General features: G+C 43.0%; 21 protein-coding genes. 13 read left to right on the top strand and 8 right to left on the bottom strand.

Going from position 1 to position 22,220, the window contains the following annotated elements; translation table 11 throughout:
• The first annotated feature begins 4 nt into the window (after positions 1-4).
• A complete protein-coding gene (locus tag IQO02_RS07805) occupies positions 5-955 on the top strand; it encodes a hypothetical protein (RefSeq protein WP_010441216.1) in 951 nt (316 codons plus the stop codon).
• A 4-nt stretch (positions 956-959) separates the two neighbouring features.
• On the opposite strand, the gene IQO02_RS07800 is transcribed toward IQO02_RS07805, so the two are convergent.
• Complete coding sequence (locus tag IQO02_RS07800; protein WP_016793547.1) at positions 960-1,994, bottom strand: AraC family transcriptional regulator; 1,035 nt, start codon at positions 1,992-1,994, stop codon at positions 960-962.
• Between the two features lie 169 nt (positions 1,995-2,163).
• Here IQO02_RS07800 and IQO02_RS07795 point away from each other — a divergent pair, with 169 nt between their 5' ends.
• Together IQO02_RS07795 and IQO02_RS07790 are read left to right on the top strand one after the other, a co-directional pair.
• A complete protein-coding gene (locus tag IQO02_RS07795) occupies positions 2,164-3,177 on the top strand; it encodes a DUF2804 domain-containing protein (protein WP_016793548.1) in 1,014 nt (337 codons plus the stop codon).
• A gap of 84 nt (positions 3,178-3,261) precedes the next feature.
• Positions 3,262-4,110: a sterol desaturase family protein gene (locus IQO02_RS07790; RefSeq protein WP_016793549.1), complete on the top strand. Its 849-nt coding sequence runs from the start codon at positions 3,262-3,264 to the stop codon at positions 4,108-4,110.
• 21 nt (positions 4,111-4,131) lie between these two features.
• Here the strand turns inward: IQO02_RS07790 and IQO02_RS07785 are convergent, their stop codons facing one another.
• From IQO02_RS07785 to IQO02_RS07770, 4 genes are all read right to left on the bottom strand, one after another.
• A complete protein-coding gene (locus tag IQO02_RS07785; protein ID WP_016796649.1) occupies positions 4,132-6,588 on the bottom strand; it encodes a carboxypeptidase-like regulatory domain-containing protein in 2,457 nt (818 codons plus the stop codon).
• A gap of 128 nt (positions 6,589-6,716) precedes the next feature.
• Positions 6,717-7,427 carry a molecular chaperone gene (locus IQO02_RS07780; RefSeq protein WP_010441221.1) on the bottom strand — a complete coding sequence of 237 codons (711 nt, stop codon included), beginning with the start codon at positions 7,425-7,427 and terminating at the stop codon, positions 6,717-6,719.
• Complete coding sequence (locus tag IQO02_RS07775) at positions 7,424-7,861, bottom strand: DUF4402 domain-containing protein (RefSeq protein WP_016786202.1); 438 nt, start codon at positions 7,859-7,861, stop codon at positions 7,424-7,426. Before IQO02_RS07775 ends, IQO02_RS07780 begins: the two co-directional genes overlap by 4 nt.
• Before the next feature lie 53 nt (positions 7,862-7,914).
• Positions 7,915-8,349, bottom strand: a complete 435-nt coding sequence (locus IQO02_RS07770) for a DUF4402 domain-containing protein (RefSeq protein WP_010441224.1) — start codon at positions 8,347-8,349, stop codon at positions 7,915-7,917.
• 799 nt (positions 8,350-9,148) lie between these two features.
• Between IQO02_RS07770 and sbcB the strand changes: the two genes are divergently transcribed.
• The 5 genes from sbcB (at position 9,149) to purT (ending at position 14,250) form a co-directional block, all read left to right on the top strand.
• Positions 9,149-10,573: an exodeoxyribonuclease I gene (gene sbcB, locus IQO02_RS07765; protein ID WP_010441226.1), complete on the top strand. Its 1,425-nt coding sequence runs from the start codon at positions 9,149-9,151 to the stop codon at positions 10,571-10,573.
• Between the two features lie 25 nt (positions 10,574-10,598).
• Positions 10,599-10,970, top strand: a complete 372-nt coding sequence (locus IQO02_RS07760; protein ID WP_010441228.1) for a CidA/LrgA family protein — start codon at positions 10,599-10,601, stop codon at positions 10,968-10,970.
• A gap of 2 nt (positions 10,971-10,972) precedes the next feature.
• On the top strand, positions 10,973-11,650 hold the full coding sequence (locus tag IQO02_RS07755) for an LrgB family protein (protein ID WP_010441230.1): 678 nt from the start codon (positions 10,973-10,975) through the stop codon (positions 11,648-11,650).
• Between the two features lie 370 nt (positions 11,651-12,020).
• Positions 12,021-12,908 (top strand): cytidine deaminase, encoded by an 888-nt coding sequence (cdd, locus tag IQO02_RS07750; RefSeq protein WP_010441232.1) that lies wholly within the window; start codon positions 12,021-12,023, stop codon positions 12,906-12,908.
• 166 nt (positions 12,909-13,074) lie between these two features.
• Positions 13,075-14,250, top strand: coding sequence for a formate-dependent phosphoribosylglycinamide formyltransferase (gene purT, locus IQO02_RS07745; RefSeq protein ID WP_010441234.1), 1,176 nt, complete (start codon positions 13,075-13,077; stop codon positions 14,248-14,250).
• 130 nt (positions 14,251-14,380) lie between these two features.
• On the opposite strand, the gene IQO02_RS07740 is transcribed toward purT, so the two are convergent.
• A complete protein-coding gene (locus tag IQO02_RS07740; protein WP_010441236.1) occupies positions 14,381-15,034 on the bottom strand; it encodes a thiopurine S-methyltransferase in 654 nt (217 codons plus the stop codon).
• Positions 15,035-15,358: 324 nt separating this feature from the next.
• Between IQO02_RS07740 and IQO02_RS07735 the strand changes: the two genes are divergently transcribed.
• Positions 15,359-16,135 carry a RelA/SpoT domain-containing protein gene (locus IQO02_RS07735; protein ID WP_010441238.1) on the top strand — a complete coding sequence of 259 codons (777 nt, stop codon included), beginning with the start codon at positions 15,359-15,361 and terminating at the stop codon, positions 16,133-16,135.
• Between the two features lie 284 nt (positions 16,136-16,419).
• Here IQO02_RS07735 and ihfA read toward each other — a convergent pair whose 3' ends face one another.
• Positions 16,420-16,716 carry an integration host factor subunit alpha gene (gene ihfA / locus IQO02_RS07730; RefSeq protein ID WP_004734853.1) on the bottom strand — a complete coding sequence of 99 codons (297 nt, stop codon included), beginning with the start codon at positions 16,714-16,716 and terminating at the stop codon, positions 16,420-16,422.
• Positions 16,717-17,368: 652 nt separating this feature from the next.
• Between ihfA and IQO02_RS07725 the strand changes: the two genes are divergently transcribed.
• The 4 genes from IQO02_RS07725 (at position 17,369) to IQO02_RS07710 (ending at position 21,015) form a co-directional block, all read left to right on the top strand.
• A complete protein-coding gene (locus IQO02_RS07725; protein ID WP_016789519.1) occupies positions 17,369-17,878 on the top strand; it encodes a Fur family transcriptional regulator in 510 nt (169 codons plus the stop codon).
• 60 nt (positions 17,879-17,938) lie between these two features.
• Positions 17,939-19,309: a dihydroorotase gene (locus IQO02_RS07720; protein WP_016793552.1), complete on the top strand. Its 1,371-nt coding sequence runs from the start codon at positions 17,939-17,941 to the stop codon at positions 19,307-19,309.
• Positions 19,310-19,451: 142 nt separating this feature from the next.
• The gene (locus tag IQO02_RS07715; protein WP_010441247.1) at positions 19,452-20,012 is read left to right on the top strand and encodes a carbonate dehydratase; all 561 of its coding nucleotides are present in this window, start codon (positions 19,452-19,454) and stop codon (positions 20,010-20,012) included.
• Positions 20,002-21,015 carry a CobW family GTP-binding protein gene (locus tag IQO02_RS07710; RefSeq protein WP_016784524.1) on the top strand — a complete coding sequence of 338 codons (1,014 nt, stop codon included), beginning with the start codon at positions 20,002-20,004 and terminating at the stop codon, positions 21,013-21,015. Before IQO02_RS07715 ends, IQO02_RS07710 begins: the two co-directional genes overlap by 11 nt.
• 128 nt (positions 21,016-21,143) lie before the next feature.
• Here IQO02_RS07710 and IQO02_RS07705 read toward each other — a convergent pair whose 3' ends face one another.
• On the bottom strand, positions 21,144-22,076 hold the full coding sequence (locus IQO02_RS07705) for an aspartoacylase (protein ID WP_016768014.1): 933 nt from the start codon (positions 22,074-22,076) through the stop codon (positions 21,144-21,146).
• Positions 22,077-22,220 lie beyond the last annotated feature (144 nt).

The following is a 22,220-nucleotide window of genomic DNA, read 5'->3' as shown; positions in this document are numbered from 1 at the left end:
CCTAATGCTCGTCGCTGTGACGAGCATTGTTGGCTATTCATGGTCATCAAAATCGATTGAAGCATCGCAATCTTCTGTCCAACACACAGAAGCAAAAAAGCACGTTTCTAAAACGACTGATGACAATAGTCCCCCATCAAAGACAGCAAGCTTTTCAGACAATACCGTTTCGCAAGGAAAACAAGTCCAAGCTGAAAACCTTCACGGAAAAGCGTATGCAGAAGACCTAATTGAACTTGAAGGTAAGGTGCTGCTTGATGAGCTCGATGAGTTTTGGACGCTTTGCCAACAAGTGGGCAATTGCACTGAACAACTCGCGCAGTTGAAATCTGAATTACCGATAGAATGGTTTGAACTATTGAGTGATTACCCGAAGCTCTCTGCTGATTGGCAAGTAAGGGAAAGTACGATTCCGCTCGAATCCATAGAAACTCTTGAAGAGCGTGTTGCCCTATTCAAACAATCTGCACAGCAAGTATGGGGAGAGTTGGCCCACCAGCTATTCGCAGACCAGTTTGCACATCTAGATTTTACGCTCGACGCAAACACCCTTAAAGAAAACGAAGCGAGCCAGTTTTTGGCCAACTATCAATATTTACTTAGTGAATGGCAAAACAATACGGGCACATTAAACGCCGAGACAGCGCTTCAAAAATATGAACTGGCAGTCTCTTTGATACCCAGCAGCTATAGCCCTGCTGAAATAGTTTCACTCAAAGCCGACCTTCAAGAGACCTACTTAGATGAAATGCAAGCCAGCAACATTACCGCAAGAGAACACCAAATCGCGAAACAGCAACAAACAGTGATGACTTACCACGAGCAACTGGATCAGCTCAAAGCGACCTTAGACTCTCAGCGTTCCTCAAGTTATGCCACTTGGACTCAACAAGATTGGGACAGTTACTATCAGCAGCAAGTATCCGATTTCAGGGAGCAATTTTTTAGCAAGTAACGCTTTAACTTAAACCGTCACGAAACTGCGCAGGTGTTTTATTGAGCCAACCTTTAAACGCCCTTCTGAAGTTTGCAGGGTCGCTATAACCGAGCCTTTCACCGATGTCATCAATGCTCATGGTTGTACCGAGCAATAGTTCTTTAGCGAGTTCCACTCGAACTTCGGTAAGCAATATTTGATAACTGGAATCATGGGTCACTAGCTCTCGCCTGAGCGTGCGAGAGCTACACCCAAATTCGTCAGCGAGTTGTTCAATATTCGGGAAACTGCCTGCAGTTTGATAAAAAATCGTTTTGATCTGGTTAGTCAGCAGATGCTCAGAGTCCAGCGTTTCCACTATCGACTGGCAAGACGCGAGATAGCGCTTCAGTGTCGCGGCATCATGAGTCAATAAGGTTTGTGACAAAACAGAAACATCAAAACGCAGTTCACAATGGTTTTGTTCAAAAATCACCGGGCACTGGAAGCGGTTGTCATAAAGCTTGGTGTAATTGGGACGAGCGTAAGGCAAAGCCAAAGTATGAATATCCAACTCATGACCAGTCAGTTCTTTGAACAAAGAGACAATTGAACTTAAGAAGTACTCACTGCAGAAAGGAAGGAGATCACCCACTTCCAAGGTGTTCTCAATCTGAATCACCGCTTGCTCGGAATCTAGAAACAATTTAACCGAGAAGATAGGACCATTCAGGCGCAAATACTTAAAGCCCGACTTGATGGCCTCCCCGACATTTTGACTGGTTGATAGCGCATAACCCAACACGCCAAAATGGCTCAAGCTAGCGTGTTCTCCCAACCAAAGCCCTAAGCCATCGTGAGGAAAACTCTGATTAGCCGCGCTAAACAACGCAAGTTTATCAGCGTAAGTCAGCTTTCCATTCGGGTCTCGCCAATCCATGTTCGGCAAACCCACATCATTGAGTAGCCTTTCAATATCGAGACCTCGTTGCTCTAAGGTATTCAACAGCAGCGCGATATCTAATGTCCCCAACTGATGCCGATGTCCGGTTGGCTTATACTCCGCGATAATCTCCAAGCGTCTCTCCTTATATCTAACCCATTCCCATAAACATGACTACTCAGCTTTAACAACACTGCTGACAAAATCGTGATTGGTAACGCGCTCTTGTCCGAATATGACCTCCCAATTCTACGCTACTCATCGCACAATGGCTTTAATTGTTAAATTTATGTGAACCATCGCAATGATAAAAACGAACCCTGCCCCACACAGTTTGATTGATTCTAATGGTCAGCCGATCATTGGACATTTCGATGGCATCCCAAAACAACTGAACATCGAGAACTTTGACTACCGAAACTCGATGGATTCAAAAGCAGGTCCTTGGCAGAAGCACTTCCACTACAAGCAATTCCAGTTTGTCAGTATCGTCACCGACACACACATTATTGGTGTCGCTATCGCGGATATTCGCTACTTAGGTTCTGCGTTTTGTTATGTGTACGATATCGAGAGTAACAAACTAGAAGAGTGTTCATGGTTACGACCACTGGGTGTTGATAAACAAGTAACACCTTCACCATTTAAAGGAAAGACAAGCATTGCAAGCCAAAGTATGACTTTCGACATCGAAGACGGACAATGGCAAGTTCACTTGAATACCAAACTCATCAAGGCCGATATCGCTTTAAAGCCTGAAGCCGAAAGCTTGCCCATGGCGATGTGCAGCCCAACGGGTTATTCAGGTTGGACTTACACCCAAAAGCACAATGCTGTGCGAATAATCGGAGACATCCAAATCAAGGGCACATCATTAAACCTCACGCAAGCTCTTGCTGGGTATGACTTTTCAGCAGGCTACATGAGGCGTGAAACCAGTTGGCGCTGGGCAAGCATCAACACTCAATCCAATGGCACTGATATTGGCCTGAACCTCGCAGCGGGCGTCAATGAAACTGGAGGCTGCGAAAACGTATTGTGGGTAAATGGAACCAGACACTTACTTAACCCGGTACAGTTTACGTTTAGTCGCCAAGATACAAACTTGCCTTGGCAGATAACATCACAAGATGGACGTATAAACCTGATCTTTACGCCCTTAAATAACCGCAGCGAAAAGCTCAATTTATGGCTGTTAAAGAGTAACTTTCGTCAGTTCATTGGTCACTTTTCTGGCTCAATTCAAGACAACGACGGCATAACTCATCAACTCGATGGCGTTCTTGGCCTAACGGAAGATCACTTTGCTCGCTGGTAAGCCTCTACCTAAAAAATAATACGCTAAACCAATTCATCAACTCAGTCAGACATTACACAACTATCGCGCCACAAGGATTAGCGAATGGACATCGACTCATTGATCAATCACCCAGAATGGCTGCTGTTAGTATTGGCGCCCTTGTTCGTAATCTGTATGTTGGCCGAATATTTCATTGGTCAGAAACAAGGCCGATTACCGAGCAATTCTCAATACAAACTGCCAGAAGTGATGTGTAATTTCGTGTTAGCAGGCATGCATCAACTCTCCGACTTATTAACTGGTTTATTCGTGGTTCAGCTGTATCTTTGGCTATTCGGCTGGCGCTTAATGGACATTGAGATGGGCGTGCTGAGTTTTGTTGTATTGATGGTGTTACAAGATTATTTCTATTACTGGTTCCATAGATCAAGTCATCGTATTCGCTGGATGTGGGCCGCGCACGTCGCACACCACAGTTCAGAAAAAATGAACTTTAGCACAGCTTTTCGTCAGAGTTTGATGTACCCATTCGCAGGCATGTGGCTATTTTGGGTACCGCTCGTCATCATAGGTTTCGACCCTAGATGGGTGATCTTTGTGGTGCTTCTGAATTTAGGTTTGCAGTTCTTCGTCCATACACAATGGATACGAAGCTTGGGGCCACTTGAATACATCTTTAACACCCCTTCGCATCATCGAGTACATCACGGCAAAAACCCGCAATACATCGATAAGAACTACGCTGGCGTTTTGATCATTTGGGATAAGTTGTTTAGTACGTTCGAACCTGAAGTTGAAACTGTACGTTACGGCGTCACTAAACCAGTAAACAGTTTTAACCCGATAGTGGTTACCTTTCAAGAATGGAAGGTTATATTCAAAGATTTGAGGAGCCGAAAGTTGACCATGAAACAAAAAATCCAATTGATACTCTCACCTCCTTCAGACTAATCAAAGCGATCGGATTCGGATTTAGTACACCTTATGAAAATCAATTAGGTTGAATGTGAGGTCACTTACCCAGAAATCTCCGTTCAAGTCGGCGCCTTGCACGTATCGCTTGTCTCCCATTTCTAAAGTCACAATGTATTTGCCCGCGATGAGCCCCTCTACCATGTAAAAGCCATCACTCTCAATTTCGCTCGAATACTCAGTGCCTTTCTGAATGTGTTTAAAGTGCAGATAAGCATTGTTTTCTATGTCGCCTTCTACTGTGCCATCGACACCAAATGACACCACCATTTCAATGTGTGCATGAGTCAGGCCTACCTGTTTGGTATTCACAAATACAGGGTTTTGTATTGGCGTTAGGTTCAAGTCAAGCGCTCCCTCATCTATGTAGATAGGTAGACTATCTCTGGCTGGGACGCTGGTGAATTCAAATCGGCCTTTTGCGTCACTGACTGCTCGTTGATCCAAGATTTGTAGGCTTACCCCTTGTATGGGCTGTTTGTGGTGATCGTAAACAATCCCAGTTAGCTTTGAATGATTGTACTTATTCCACTCAACAAACTCTCCGATGTTCTCATCAAAATAGGTTTTCGCGCCAAATTCAGTGGTCATTTCTACGCCGTATCTGTCTTCATTTCCTTCTAACTTGAACACGAAATAAGGATTCACACGTGCTTCTACCGAAGCCGTAAACGAGATATCCTGCTTTTGATACCGGGCTGATACGTTAGTGGTGAGTTCTTGGAAAACATTAAGCGGATCCAATACACATTCTTTGCAGGCATTCCTTAGAGAGAGTTCCGTGCGTTCATGGTGACCAGACCCATTGACCGTTCCTGACACATTCCACGACGTGTCTGAAAAACCACTTTTGGCCAAACCAATGGTGTGTAAATAGTCATCTTGATGAGAAGCCTTGGTGTAGCGATAATCACCTGAATATGACAGAAACAGATTGCGCGAGACCTTGGAATTCAGTTTCGGCTCAACACTCAATTCATCTTCGTCGTTTCTCACTGTTAGAAATGCCGTAATGTTGGCAAGAGACAGATTATATTTGAACACATCGTATTCCATCGACTCCAAGTCCAACTCGTCAGTTTTATTGAGTTCAATAGAGGCAGACTGGTCGCTGCCCAGCAAAACATCAAACTCCATTGGAAAACGATTAAAGTCCGGCAGCCAACCAATATGGGCCGCAAACCAATGTGTTGGTAAGTATCGCCCCTGCAAGCCGATAAGATCTTTTCCATCTTGCCTAATAAAAGCACTGCCCACCGTGAAGTAATCAGCCAAACCATATTCCAGTGACACTGCACCCGCTCGGTCGGCCCCTTCGTTACCAACCACTTCAACGCCCCACTCATTACTAGGCAAGAATGCATCTTCTAAACCCGCGACCGTAATCTCTTCTTCTCTCCACACACCTTTGGACAAGTAATAGCGGAACTTAATAGTGTCGCCAGGGGAAATATTGTCTTCTTCGACAACAAAACGTCCAAATTCATCAGAGCGATAGGTGTTTTGATAAATTCCGTTTACCAGCACATCGATACTGATATTCGGTTCAGTCGTACGCTCTAATTGCAGGTTACCAAACTCCAACTGACGCTTTCTATTGGTGTAGTAAAGACCATCTTCTAGGGTTTGATTAACGGTAAAAACACTGCCATCTAACAGCACATGCCCTACTTCTAATGACCCTTCGCCGTCATGCGCTTCTACCGCGATATTGTAATAAACGACAGGGTTATCTTCGCGAGTATCGATTGATAACCGCGACAAGGAATGTTCAGTCGTTAATAGAGTGTCAGAGATAGCGTAAACGTCGGTGCCTGTCTCACTGTCCTGATAAACAGAGGTAGCAAATCGAGCCGCTAACCCCACACTAGCCAGTGGTTCAATAGCAGGGATATTACCAACTTGTTTTAAGGCTTCTGCTTTTTGTCGAGACTCGCTCTTTATCTTAGAGATGACAGCTTCGAGCTCAGTCAGTGAACTGAATTCAGGAGTAACAGTAAGGCGATAATCATCAATGTCCCAACGGACTTTAGCAGGGATACAGGCTTGTAAACTGTACCAATGTATATAGGTTTTCGAGTCAATCACTTCGTATTTGATCGTCTGGATATTATTGTCATCTCGATAACAGATGGCTTGTTGGGTATCCACGATATACGGCGGTGATTCTCTTCCTACATCTTGCGGTAAGTAGATTTCACAGTACCCGCTTTCATCACACTGGCCATTCATTTCTAACAAATAAAAGGCCGCATTGGAGATCGAGATAAACGGCTCTTCGTATTCATCCATCATTACGCGATAAAAACTGTCACCCACTCTCCCGACTCGAACTTCAATGTGCGCGGGGTAAAGTTCGCTTGCATCATCACTAGGTGATGACTGTGCACCTAAAGGTAACAAAGACAAGAATAAAGAGAGCGACAAGAGAACTTGCCAGACCATGTGTTTGAACATTCTGTTTTACACGATTCGCTATTACGACACAGGATCTGGTTGGAACGATATCAACCGCACAAATGCCAAAAACACAAATGTCACAAACACAGACGTTAACAGCATACGCGGCACCAAGAATGCAAACATTACAAAATGCATTCGTGCAGCGACTGATCGTCTTGAAGCAAAGACACCTTGGATCCTATAGGGAAAGATTTCGTTAGCTCAGCATTACGCAGCAACACCAATTTTTCGCTGTGATCATCGACATTCAACTTAGCATTGAACTGAAAGTTACCATCGTTGCGAATGGTAAGGCTCTGGTTTTCACAAGTAAACTTTACGTCTTGTATCTGCTTACCTTTCTGCACATAAACAGGCACGTAGCTGTTTATGTGAAAGTTAAGCTGGAATGCTGACCCATTATTGGATTGGCCCTTAGCCGACAAATCCAATTCAGATAACTCTTTCGCCTTTGCGATAGGAGAAAACCACAAGTAAGCACGGTACTCGCCGTCAGGCATATCATCAGGAAGCGCGTTCATACGCAGACGAACTGTACGTCTTTGATTAGGTTTTAGCTCTCGAATAATAGGTGGTGACACCTTGATCCAATTGGCGATATTTTCAGACTCCGTCACGTTTGCATCGGTTCGTACCAAGCCAGTGGCCTTAATTGGACGATAGATCGGTTTAATCTCAAGACGAATGGGTTGATCAGAATTGTTTTCAACCACGATTTTTTCCGTCACAGATGTATCAGCATCTAAAACAAAACGAGTTGGCGCGATAAGGAGTTGGGCATGAGCTTGAGCAGAGAAGAGTAAGCCGAGGACACATGAGATGAACAACTTCATTTATAATTAACCTCAAAAGGGATAGTACTGGTGTAAATGCCAGCAGGATGATTAGCGCCAATTTTCACTTTTGCACCAATACACAGTAATTTGCTTCTTCCGTTACTTTGGATTTTTGCTCTACCTCGTTTTGATAAACCACAACCAAAATAAAACTTTCGAATACGGAGACGTTTAGATTTACGTGAGTGATTGAGGTATTGTTTAGACGGGAGAGATACCACAATTTTCTTGCCTGGTTCTCCTTCAGCGTAAAAACGCACCACATAGACCTGACCATTGGCTGGATTTGCATCTGCATTTTGTCCTGATCCAGAAATATACATACCCGGAAATTTCACTTCCATATTTTCAGGAATAATTTCTAAAGCATGAAATGGACTTGAATAAATAATTAGGCCAATACAGGCAACGTATTTTAAAAAAAAGTTCATAGTAAAAACGGCTGATAAGTAACAGCCGTAAGTATTAGACTTGTTTTATATAATTACTGGTAAGTTACATCAACTGCAACGTTTGCAGTATAAGTACCAGCAACTAATGTCGCACTTGAAGTACGAGCTGTACCGCCAATTTTAAGATCCGCAGAACCACCGGTTAGAGTGATTGCATTATTAAAGTCAAATTCAGCTGCGATTGTATTTGCACCGTTAGCCAAGTTTGTATCAGAAATACTAACGGTCACTGCATCACCAGACTCTCCAGAAAGAGTAAACGCTGCCGCCCCTGCATCTGCTTGAGCAATAACAACATCCGTTGTGTTATCTGAAGTGATGACACCAAAATCAAGATCACTTGTTTTTATCATTGTAATTGCTTGTTTTACTTCGAGTGTTGCATCAAAAGTGTCACTTACCGCGAAAACGTTCGCAGAAGAGATAGAAAGTGCAGATACAGCAACAACCTTAAAAACTTTGTTCATTTTTTTAATCCTTTATATAAAATTGACTTATTTTCAGAGTCACTTAACCATTAATAACGTTAACAATTAAGTAACATACAATCCTATTTAGAAAGCGTAAACATTGACACTTATTTATAAACAAATGAGGAACAGTGAGAATAAGATCACGCAAATTGATATAAATAACATTAGTGAAATTACTGATATTAGAGTATTTGTGTTAATCATATATAAAACTCGTTTTACATTTAACTCCCTAACCTCTACAGAATATTAATTTTATAAAAGTTGATTTGATACCTTATAAATCACTAGGAATTTTCAGTAACAAAAAATTAATTAATACTAATAAAACTAATTGACTGTCCTAATTGATTTTATAGATCACCGTTCTGCAATAAAGTCTCAACAATGAAACAGGCGCACATTAAACCTATACTTGTAATAAAATTGAAATATATCGTTATGTAAAAGACTGGCAGTGAAAATATTGGTTATAAATTTGAGTATCCAGATGGAGTCATTCAAAGAGACAAACTAATAGACGTCAATGCCTACTTTCTAGTTGAACTAAGATCATTGTTTGTTGGTGCCATTTCCTGCCAATATCACAAGCTTGAGCTGCGGATTTACGTGTTAATAAATGACCAAAATTGAACTCAAAACTCAGTACAGCGACGTGATCGAATACGAATGCACCGTTTTACTGTAATTTATTTGTGATCTGGGTTGCACGCGTACCGCATCCTGTCAGATACTGAACAAAACTAACCTTCAGCCACAGTAGACGGTCTTCGCTTACTGTTCAGGAAATTCAATGAGTTCAGATAATCAGCCAACCTATTTCTTTTTCGATTACGAAACGTGGGGCGTCAGCCCAGCGAAAGATCGCCCGAGTCAGTTCGCCGGTGTTCGTACCGACCAAGATTTCAACGTTATCGGAGAGCCATTGGTCATCTATTGCCAACCTCCTGCTGATTACTTACCAGCGCCGGAAGCTGCACTCATTACTCGCATTACACCTCAAAAAGCGATGTCTCAAGGCTTACCTGAACCTGAATTTATCGCGAAGATCCACGCAGAGCTTGCTAAGCCGAACACAACTAGCCTTGGCTACAACAGCATTCGATTCGACGACGAAGTAACACGCTATACCTGTTACCGTAATTTCATCGATCCATATGCATGGAGCTGGCAGAACGGCAACTCTCGTTGGGATCTACTCGACGTGATGCGCGCGGTACATGCACTTCGCCCTGAAGGTATTGTTTGGCCAGAGAATGAAGAAGGTTACCCAAGCTTCAAACTGGAACATTTGTCAGTGGCAAATGGCATTGAACACGAAAACGCGCACGATGCGATGGCCGATGTTATTGCTACCATTGAATTAGCAAAGAAGTTGAAGGCTGCACAGCCTAAAATGTTTGATTACCTTTACAGCATGCGTCACAAACGCAAATTGAATGAGTTAGTTGACATTGTAAACATGACGCCTTTAATGCACGTTTCAGGCATGTTTGGTCGTGATTGTAATTACACGAGTTGGATTGTGCCGATGGCTTGGCACCCAACCAACCAAAATGCGGTTATCGTAGTCGACTTAGCCAAAGATCCTAGCCCGCTGCTGGAGCTTGATTCTGACGCCCTCCGTGAAAGGCTCTACACTAAACGCAGTGAACTTGGTGAAGACGAGTTACCCGTACCCATCAAATTGGTTCAACTGAACAAGTGCCCTATTCTCGCACCCGCCAAAACTCTGACGGCTGAAAATGCGGAAACGATAGGTATCGATCGCCAACAGTGCTTAAAGAACTTAGCGCTATTACGCGAACACCCAGAGATCCGCGAAAAACTGATCGGTTTGTATTCACAAGAACGCGAATACGAGAAAAGTGATGACGTAGACACTCATCTGTATGACGGCTTCTTCTCGCCAGGCGACAAAACCGCAATGGACATCATTCGTCAAACTGACCCAAATAACTTGGCTGCTTTAGACATCACTTTTGGTGACGAACGTATTAAACCTTTGTTGTTCCGTTACCGTGCTCGTCATTTCCCGTGGACGTTAGACGAAGCGGAACAACTGAAATGGGCTAACCACTGTCGAGAGTTTTACGAAAGTCGCTTAGAAGAGTACATGCTGAACCTAGAAAACCTCGCACACGAGCATGAAAGTGACGAGAAGAAAATGGCTATCTTGAAAGCGGTTTATCAATACGTAGAAAAGCTAGCGAGCTAATTCCATTATCAAGAGATGTGACACTTTGAAAGAAAGATTGATCAAACTCGTGTACTGCTTAATCTCCTTCACCTTAATCATAGGTGCACTCACAGCAGGTAACGCGTTACAGCATTTATTAGACACCTCAATTCCTGGCAGTATTTTTGGCATGTTGATTCTGTTTACCGCTATGGTGATTGGTATTGTCCCTGAGCATTGGGTTCAGCCTGGTGCAAGCTTGATTATCCGTTTGATGATCTTATTGTTTGTCCCTATTAGTGTCGGGCTCATGGATCATTTTGACATGCTTATCGCCAATGCTTTACCAATTATGGCAAGCGCCGTTGGCGGAACCTTAATCGTGTTAGTTTCCTTATCATGGTTCTTAGACCGCTTGCTTTCGAGAGGTAAATAATCATGTGGATTCTACTGACCATTGTGGTTTTCTTGTTTGCTCGTTGGGTAAGCCAAAAAGTTAATTCGCCATTTTGTAATCCTCTACTCATCAGTATTGGTATCATCATTCCAATTCTGTTGTTTTTCAAAGTACCTTTTGAAACCTATTACGCAGACAATACTTGGATTACCTATATGCTCCAACCTGCGGTAGTGGCGCTGGCTTTTCCTCTATATGAACAGTTACCTCAAATCAGATCCAACTGGCGTATCATCACATTTGCTTGCACGCTAGGCAGTGTAATGTCGATGACCACTACCGCATTGATCGCCGTGGCTTTTAAAGCGGATTTAAGTTTGATCGCGAGTTTGTTGGGTAAGTCGGTCACCACACCGATCGCAATGGAGGTCTCAAGCCATTTAGGGGGCGAAGCTGCAATTGCAGCAATTCTGGTATTGATTGTCGGTTTATTCGGGGCAATCTTTGCTTACCCTATCTACAATTTGATCGGTATCAAGAGCCCTATCGCACGAGGTTTAACCATGGGCACAGTATCGCATGCGTTGGGAACGGCAACTTGCGCTGAAAAGAATCCACAAGATGCTGCATTCAGTTCACTAGCTTTAGTACTTTGTGGCGTCATTACCTCGATTATTGCACCGACCATATTTTCTATCGTGGTTTGGATCTATGCTTAAGCTAGTAACTAAAAGCTAACGTTAATGATCTACAACTTCAGTTAATGGCTACAGCTCAAGCTAATAGATTCATAGATTGGGACTTAAGCTTTAAAAACATCCAACAAGCCCAAGCGAAACTCTGAGCATTTCAGTGTCTGTTTGGGCTTTTTGTTCTCATTTGTTCAGCAATTTTTAGCTAAACATACCCCGATTTCAGACAACAAATGAGAGATCAAGGGTAGTTTTTGTCCTTGCAATCGATTTCATCTGTGACCTCACTCTAATTATGCAAGCCAATGTAACAACAACAGCACAATGGTGATCACTATCACAGAAAAATCCTGAGTATTGCATAAAATTAAAGCCTAAGGTCAATTAAGGATTCAACATGAACAGTCGTATTACCCTGGCGCTGGAAAGTGCTCCAACATCAATAAAAGCGCTTTTGAGTGACATCGTATTAGCAGACAACTTTGACGCCACTATCTCTAAAGAGCAGTTTCAAAGCTTACTGGATGCAAGCGGCCTTTCTGATAAAGAAGCTCGCCTAGCTTTACTGCCAATCGCAGCAGCATACTCTTATGCGCCACTTTCTGACTTCTATGTTGGTGCCATCGTGCGTGGCCTATCTGGTCGCCTGTACTTCGGTGCAAACTTGGAAATTGCAGGTGCACAACTTGGTCAAACAGTTCATGCTGAACAATCAGCCATCAGCCACGCTTGGATGAAGGGTGAAGAAGGCCTTTCTGATATCACGATCAACTTCAGCCCTTGTGGTCACTGTCGCCAATTCATGAACGAACTGACAACGGCAAAAGAACTTAAAGTTCAATTACCACAGCGTGATGAAATGTCACTGCAAGAATACCTACCTGACTCTTTCGGCCCTGCTGATTTGGGCATCACAACTGGCCTAATGACTAAGCTGGATCACCAGTACACATCAGAAGAAACGAGCCCTGTTGTGGTAAGCGCACTAACAGCATTAAACCGTAGCCATGCTCCCTACACAAAGAACCTAAGTGGCGTCTCGCTACAACTGACAACAGGTGAAATCTTTACAGGTGCATACGCAGAAAACGCGGCATTCAACCCTAGCCTACCGCCATTACAAGTCGCGCTTGTTCAACTTAAACTGGCTGGCTTCGATTTCGAGCAGATCGAAAACGCTGCCTTAGTTGAAATTGCCGATGGTAGCATCAGTCACCTAGCCGATACTCAGTCTACGTTAGAGGCGATTAACCCTGACATTCCAGTTACTTACTTAGCAATCTAAGTACATCTGGTTAACAATATTTTAAATAAGCAGCCCTATTTTATAGAGCTGCTTTTTTTATACTTCAAATTCATGCGACAACCCGCGCAAACGTTTGCTTTTATCCTTTAAATAAGTATGATCACCCCGTTTAAATCAATCGTTCAAAAGATCGGAAGGAATTTCTATGTTTGGTACCGCTACTCGTGAAAATGCTACTCGTGTACTTCTATTAGGTTCAGGTGAACTGGGTAAAGAAGTTGCTATCGAGTGCCAACGTTTAGGTTTGGAAGTTATTGCATGTGACCGTTACGCTGATGCACCGGCTATGCAAGTTGCACATCGTAGCCATGTATTAGACATGTTGGACAGCGATGCACTGCAAGCTGTCATTGAACTAGAAAAACCAGATTATGTGGTTCCAGAAATCGAAGCTATTGCCACCAGCAAGCTGGTAGAGATGGAAGCGCAAGGCCTAAATGTCGTTCCCACAGCGAACGCGACTAAGTTGACGATGAACCGAGAAGGTATCCGTCGTCTAGCGGCTGAAGAGTTAAAACTGAGCACATCTCCATATCGCTTCGCGGACACATTTGAAGATTTCTCAGCAGCGGTAGAATTCGTAGGTATGCCTTGTGTGGTTAAGCCTGTTATGAGTTCATCAGGCAAAGGCCAAAGCGTTATTAAAACACAAGACGATATTCAAAAGTCTTGGGATTACGCACAAGAAGGTGGTCGCACTGGCGCTGGTCGTGTGATCGTTGAAGGCTTTATCGATTTTGATTACGAAATCACGCTGCTGACTGTTCGTGCTGTTGATGGTGTTCATTTCTGCGCGCCTATCGGTCACCGCCAAGAAGACGGTGATTACCGTGAATCATGGCAACCGCAATTAATGTCAGACAACGCACTAAAAGCGGCGCAATACACTGCAGAGCAAGTCGTTAACGCACTGGGCGGTCACGGTATCTTTGGTGTGGAACTGTTCGTTAAAGGCGACCATGTTATCTTCAACGAAGTATCCCCTCGCCCACACGATACTGGCTTAGTGACTTTAATGTCTCAAGATTCCTCTGAATTCGCGCTACACGTTCGCGCATTTACTGGCATGCCGATTAAGTCAATTACTCAATATGGTCCGTGTGCATCTGCCGTTATCTTAGGCCAAGGCACTTCAAACAACATTCGTTTCGAAGGTCTTACAGAGGCGCTAGACGCACCACAAACGCAAGTTCGTTTGTTTGGTAAGCCTGACATCGATGGTCGCCGTCGTCTAGGTGTGGCGTTGACTCGTCGTAAGAGCACTGAAACAGCGATTGAAGATGCTATTGAGAGTGCTTCAAAAGTAAAAGTGATTTACTAGACAGCTATTTAATTCTCAACAATCACAACTTCAAATCTGAACAATAAAAAAGACGGGCTACTAAGCCCGTCTTTTTGTTGGTATCATTTTTTATATTGAAATAGTTTTTTCACTTGAGAGCTAGTTGAGTTTAAGATTCAGACTCAATCAAATACACTTCTTCACTAAATCGAGATAAGCCTTTCTTGGCAATCTTAGGATGTTCATCGTCTGCGATATCTTGATTCAACAGTGTGATCTTATAACCTGAGAACAACTGTTCGATCTCTAACTTAGGTACGCTAAACGGAGGTCCTGCCATCTCGTTCTGAGCGTAATCTAATGTCACAAGTAAGATCTTGCCGCCCGGCTTTAACCGTTGCTTCAAGCACTCTACATACTGCACACGCATGTCAGCAGGTAAAGCTACCAAAGAGGCACGATCATAGATAATATCTACAGGCTGAATCGGTGCTGAGAAATAATCACCCGTATAAATATTAAGTTCATCGAATTGATAAAGCTCATGCTGACCACTAATTTGAGTCACAGTCGGCGTGTAAAGATGCTCTGCAAAAAATGCGCGAACCGCAATCTGGCTTAATTCGACACCTTGAACATCTTCATGCTTCGTCGCTAACCAAATCAGATCTTCACTCTTACCACATAGAGGCACGAACACACTCTTCTCGTAGCTAGGTTCCGTCTTTTCCCAAAATTCAATCAGAAGTGGGTTTACATCTTCAAGGTGGAAGCCTATTTGGTTGGCTGCCCATTTATTGTGCCAAAATTCAGGATTATTCATCTTTCGTTCATGTTAAACAGTCATAATGCAAGGGTACAGTATAGAGAGGTAAGAGCAACCTTACCTTGGTTTAAAGTTCATCGTTGGTCTCACTAAAAGTTAAACACTGGCTGAGTTCAAAATTCTTAAAACCGAGGAACAAATGCTTGAATTATTTGTCTATATGTTCACATTTTAAAGCAATATTAAACGTTAGAGTTGGTTTCTGCCTTAGCTAGCCCCATTTAATATATAGTGAGTTTAGTTAAGCTATTTTTACTCTTATGCGTTACTGGTTACCCCCTTTGACTACCCGTTTTTGTAACCTTGTATTTTGGAGTTTGAATGAGTGTATTTCTCCGTACGACGGCCCTAATGCTTTTAGTATTGAGCCGAGCGCCTGCATTCGCAGCAGCACCTGTTTCAACAAGTTCAACCGATCAAACGCGCACACCTGCGCAAAATCAAGTATCGTCAAACGTATTCCGTCACAGCCTAAGCGGCCTATACGGTATCAAAGCATTCGACTCGCGTCCGACTCAGCCCTACACCGACTTCGACATTCTGTACAGCAAAGCACACCAAGGCCAAGCCGAGCTAGAAACTATTTGTAAAAGTACTGCCCTACTAACGAATTCTGAGGCGCTATTTTCTGGCGTTAAATCTCAAGCTCGTGCGGAAGAGAAAATCGAATTGGAACTGGATGGCGACGTCACAAGAATTACCGACTTAGCTCGTGCCACTATCATCGCAAACGATGTAGAGAGCTTGGTTGAAGTCTACGAAGCGCTGAGCCGTGAAGCAGATGTTGTCAAATTGAAAAACAAATTCAAATCTCCTGCTGATTCTGGCTACCGTGACCTTAACCTATTGGTTCGTCTGCCAAAGACCAACATCATTGCTGAAGTTCAACTTCACCTTAAAGCAATTGCAGATGTGAAAAGCGGTCCTGAACACGAACTGTATGAAATCATTCAAGGTATTGAACGTCATGCCATTGCAGAAAAACGTCCAATCAACGATATCGAGGCGGCGCAAATTAATAGCCTTAGACGCCAATCTCTAGAGCTTTACCAGCAAGCATGGCAGCCGTATATTACGACTCATATTAAAGCCGCGTAAACCGTTTAGAACGCCACCGAATATCAACTTAAAGGGCTGCATTAATTTGCAGCCCTTTCTTTTTGGCTATATTACATTTTGGAGATCAGTTAGGCAGCGTAGCTAGCCGAAAAGCTCAAAGTGAATCTATCGGCTTATAGCTCTAGAAAGTCTAGAAAGCTAGACGAGATAGAGATAGAGATAGAGATAGAGATAGAGATAAGAATAAAGGGAATAGTTTTAACGCAGTTTAAAATTAGACGTCACATACAAAAAGACCACGCTGTGCGTGGTCTATTGCTTGGCTACTTCTCGATTTTAATATTCTCGACTCGGGCCTTTAGTTTTTGTCCCGGTCTAAAAGTAACAACACGTCGAGCAGAAATTGGAATGTCTTCACCAGTTTTTGGGTTACGACCTGGTCGTTCGTTTTTCTCGCGAAGATCAAAGTTACCAAAACCAGACAGTTTTACCTGTTCGCCATTTTCGAGTGCTTTACGAACTTCTTCGAAAAACACTTCAACCGTTTCCTTGGCATCCCGCTTGCTGTATCCGAGTGTTTCAAACAGGTTCTCAGCCAAATCGGCCTTCGTGAGTGCCATAAAACTTTCCTCAAAGCTATGTTAAACATTGCTACTATCGCCAGTAGCGCCAAAGCATTTACCCTATTCAATCAATGAGATAAGGTCATTTACAAGGAAAGTGTATGCCAAGCTTCTGATTTTCGCCAACTTTTTTATCTCAACTATTGAATTATTCTTTCAAATCAGAAAGATAACTCTCTTAAAAACTCACATATATAGCTAAAAAACATCTACTTACCCGCCATGAAATAGAGTTATAAACTAACAATAAGACAATAATAAGAATTTAAAACTTTAGTTTTCTAAATGTTAATTTCTGAGACTTTTCTCCTATACCCAATAAAATCAGCCACTTGATTTGATATCGAACTCAACAGAGGTTACTTAACAACCGATATTAAATATGAGATTTGTATCATTTCAGAATTTAATTCGATTGGGTCAATAGTCGCTATTGGTATGCATCGCAGAACTGCGACTTTTTAAGCTATGCTTTCAGCTCATGCCAGGCATTGAGCCATGCTACCGCACATATTACCTACCCCATTCAGAACTTCTCTCAAACACCTCTAAATCTTGATTCTAGGTAACAACAAAGTAAAAAGTACGTTTCACACCTCAACTTGATATGTTATAACATATCAATACCATCACTAATTATGTAGATTGAATGAGAGACATTGAAGCGATCATTGAGCACGTAAAACAAAGCTGTAAAACCAATGGCCAACAATTTACGGCAAAGAGACTATTGATATTGCGGGCGCTGGTTCATGCAGACAAAGCGCTGTCTGCGTATGAGCTCGTCGATTATTGTAAAGTACACTTTGACCAGCATGTTCAAGCAATGTCGGTTTATAGAGTATTGGATTTTCTTGAACAGCAACATTTAGCGCACAAACTGCAAGTATCGAATAAGTACATACTTTGTGACCATATTCTTTGTGAACATGAACATGGTATCCCTCAATTTTTGATTTGCTCTAAGTGCGACAAGATCAGTGAGCAGACAATCAACCCTACGATTATTCAAGATCTTCAATCCCACGCAAAACAGGAAGGTTTTACCGTGGTCACGCCTCAATTAGAGATCAATTGCGTGTGCGACGAATGTGCAGATACAGAGGAACCCAATACCAATACCAATACCAATACCAATACCAATACCAATAAAAGGTAACCCTTATCTCTCATACGTATCTACTGCATAGACCGAACTATAAGGAGAAATTGAAACGTTATGTCTGCAATGCTCATCAAAAATGCCCGAGTGGTTAATGAAGGCATCACCACCAAGACGGACTTATTAATCGTCGGCAAACGAATTGAACGGATCGCCAAGAACATTCCCCCAAAACCAAACGATGAAGTCATTGATGCTCAAGGTTGTTACCTGATACCAGGCATGATTGATGACCAAGTTCACTTTCGCGAGCCAGGGCTTACTCATAAAGGCTCCATCGCCACAGAATCACGCGCTGCGGTTGCTGGCGGTATTACGAGCTATATGGAGATGCCGAACGTAAATCCGGCCACCACAACCATCGAAGCCTTAGAAAGAAAGTTTGAAATCGCATCACAAAACTCACTTGCGAATTACTCGTTTTATCTTGGTGCGACTGAAGACAACCTAGAACAAATCAAGCAACTTGACCCTGCACGACATTGTGGCGTGAAGGTGTTTATGGGCGCTTCAACAGGCGACCTGCTCGTTGAAGATCCTCAAGCTCTGGATGATATATTCCGAGATTCTCCGGTGCTCATCGTCACCCATTGTGAGAGCGGGCCAATCATCGCTCAAAACCAAGAACAATTACGACAAAAAAAAGCCGATTTCACCATCCAAGACCACCCTATTCTTCGAGACGACAAAGCGTGTTACGCCTCCTCGTCTTATGCCATAGAACTGGCAAAGAAACACAATAGCCAACTGCATGTATTACACATCACCACAGCCAAAGAACTGGCTCTGTTTAGTGAAGGTGCAATTCAAGGTAAACGTATTACCGCAGAGGCCTGTGTGCACCACCTTTGGTTTACGAACAATGACTATGCCGTCCTAGGAAACCAAATCAAATGTAATCCCGCCATTAAATACCCAAGTGATCGCGACGCGCTGTTAGCGGCATTAAGCACCGGCCAAATCGACATCATCGCCACTGATCACGCTCCACATACATGGGGTGAAAAACAAGCTCCTTATGAGCACGCACCTGCTGGCTTACCTTTGGTACAACACGCCCTGCTGAGCCTGTTTGAGCATGTGCGATTGGGAACAATGACCGTCACTCAAGTTGTCGAGAAAACCGCACATAACCCGTCTATTCGTTATGCGATACAAAAACGCGGCTTTATTCGCGAAGGCTATTATGCCGACCTAGTCTTGGTTGATCCTCAAGCTCCAACTATGGTCAGCAACGAAAACAGTTTGTATCAATGCGGATGGTCACCATTCGCAGGACACGAATTCTCCGCTCAAATAAAACATACCTGGGTGAATGGGAGCATGGTTTATACCAATCCAGATGCGTGTAAGAACAAAAATACACATGTTCCTCAAGGGCAAAGCGATAACGAAATGCCAGCAATGAGACTGTCATTCGAACGCTAGTTCAACCGGACTTATCTATCTATTCAAAGTCGTTATACGGAAATAATTCATATATAAAGCAATTAGCATCTAAAACAGTTAGTACGCAAGCAATTAGTACGCAAACAATCAATAAATTAAGCACTCAACAAAAGAATTCAATATGTTAAGAAGAAACCCTAGCGGTCATATGCCAGAGGTGTCGGAGACGGCCTTCATTGACCCAACCGCCATCATCTGTGGCAAGGTGATCATCGAAGATAATGTGTTCATTGGCCCTTACGCCGTGATCCGAGCTGATGAAGTTAATGAACAAGATGACATGGAGCCCATAGTAATTAAGCGCGATACCAACATTCAAGATGGTGTGGTTATTCACTCTAAAGCTGGTGCGGCGGTAACGATTGGAGAACGATCATCGATCGCTCATCGTTCTATCATTCACGGTCCTTGTGAAGTCAGTGATGACGTATTTATTGGCTTTAACTCGGTAGTGTTTAATGCCTTTATAGGCAAAGGCTGTGTGATTCGCCATAACTGCGTGGTAGACGGGCATGATTTGCCTGAAAACTTCCATGTACCACCGATGACCAATATTGGCTCAGGGTTTGATTTGAATAACATCTCAAAGGTGCCACCTGAATATTCAGCATTTTCAGAATCAGTGGTTTCTGCCAACCATACTTTGGTTCAAGGTTATAGGAGAATGGCTAATGAGCTCTGATCATTCACCTGTATTAGGGGTTCCAACCAACATCATTACCGGGTTCCTTGGCGTAGGTAAAACCTCGGCAATCCTCAACTTAATGAAACACAAACCAACAAATGAGCGCTGGGCGGTCTTGGTGAATGAGTTTGGGGAAATTGGCGTCGATGGTAGCTTGTTTCAAGGCAACCAAAGCAAACAACAACAAATTTTCATTCGAGAAGTGCCCGGTGGTTGTATGTGTTGCGCGGCTGGCTTGCCTATGCAGATAGCACTTAATCAGTTATTGTCAGAAGCGAAACCGGATCGCTTATTGATTGAGCCAACGGGGCTTGGTCACCCTAAAGAAGTGTTGCAGGTCTTATCTTCAGAGCATTACCGACAAGTGTTATCGCTACAGAAGAACATTACTTTGGTCGATGCACGTAAACTTTCAGATACCCGCTACTCTGATCACGATACCTTCAATCAACAAATCGCCATTGCTGATACCATCGTAGGGAACAAAGTCGATCTCTACCAAAATGGTGACGCTGAAAAACTGGCGGAGTACGTCGCTCAATTTTGTCACCCCGAGACAAAACTAGTTTTCGCTCACCACGGCAATATTCCTCAAGCTGAATTTGATGGAAACACCAGCTTTTATCGTCATCAAGCAGATGAACACCATCATCATCACCATCACCAAAACGATAAGCCGCTCGCCTCTGAGTTGCCGATGCCAAAAAGTGGCATGATAAGAGCAACTAACCAAGGTGAAGGATTTGAAAGTGTGGGTTGGCGATTTTCACCCGAAAAACAGTTCGACCACCAGCGCTTACGAAATTTTTTAGTGGGCTTGAAAGCGGAACGAATGAAAGCGGTGTTCATTACACAAAGTGGTATCTTCGGTTACAACTTAACAGAAGATGGTTTGACGGAGTCGGAGCTGGATGATTGTCTTGAAACCAGAATTGAAGTGATCGGACATAACATAGACAATGACTTAGAAAGCCAATTACTCACGTGCTTGGTTAACTGATTAAGCGCGCAGCAAAACACTGATAATCCAAAGTACTCATGAGTGTAGCGAATCGCGGCACTCATGAGTTTTGCTAACAGTTAACTGGTTATTAGATTAACGATTTAATCGATTAACTTATCAACGCACTAACTGACCGAAACTAACCGTTTCTCTGCCAATGCCATTGCAACGTTCGCTTTAGCATAAGCGCTCTCGTTAATGAAGTGTGGGTATATGTCTTGCTCACGCTCCCAAGAAACATCATAGCCAAAGAATGTCGCTAACAACGGTTCACCTTGCTTGACTACCTCGAAGTCTCGGCCACATATTTTGGGGTGCACCGTAGCGATTCTCATACCATCTTTATCAAGTGGTACATTCACCTCTTCAACATAGAAAAACGCACTGTAATCTTTCAATTCTTTAATCTGTTTAAGGTTTTGCTTCTCTACGTAATCCAATACAGCAGTCAACATCTGCTTCATCAGTGTAAGCGTTTCGAACCTGAGCGAACCATGTGCTTGAGCCCCGACTTCGATCATCACGCCATACTTCCCTGCTGTGCAAAGGTATGGCTGTTCATCCCACGGTTTCCTATCTTCAAACAAAATGTTGGCATCAGGCATACGCTGCTTCACGTATGAACCCATTTTTTGATAGAAAGAATCATTCGATAGCAAAATCAATGTCGCGCCCATATTGCTGGTTGTATTGTGTAGATCAACAATTAACTGTTGCTCACTTCCCACATGTTGATCAACAAACCATTGCGCGACCGCATGCTCAGCGGAATCTGAAGAAAGGTCTTCATTTACACTTGAAAATAGACGATTTAGATCCGTTTCAATATATCGCACATTCTGCTCTACTGCCTTTGGATTAGCGATGACAGAAGTAGTAGAAAACGTCGAACGATCCGCCGAATACAAACGATCTTTAATCAGCTTATTCAGGTAGATACCTGAAAGTTCGTTACCGTGAGTTCCGGCAACCAGTAAGAGTTGGTTAATGCTATCCATGTAATTGATGTCCAAATATTGAGTGATAAAACCACACGTTAAAATGATACGATATAACATAACAATTACTGATACAATTCTCCAGACAACTCCGAAATATTTTCTGTAGTTATTCCAGAACAAACATTCCAAAACAGATGGTTCTCGGCTGACACCCCAAAGCAGAATTGATAAATGGAGATGAATAAGGCCTCGTATTTACGA

It is taken from the genome of Vibrio sp. OPT24 (genome assembly GCF_015163545.1).
In the GTDB taxonomy this organism is placed as follows: domain Bacteria; phylum Pseudomonadota; class Gammaproteobacteria; order Enterobacterales; family Vibrionaceae; genus Vibrio; species Vibrio cyclitrophicus.
The sequence above is the reverse complement of the archived record's forward strand: the minus strand, read 5'-3'. Positions and strand labels throughout refer to the sequence as shown.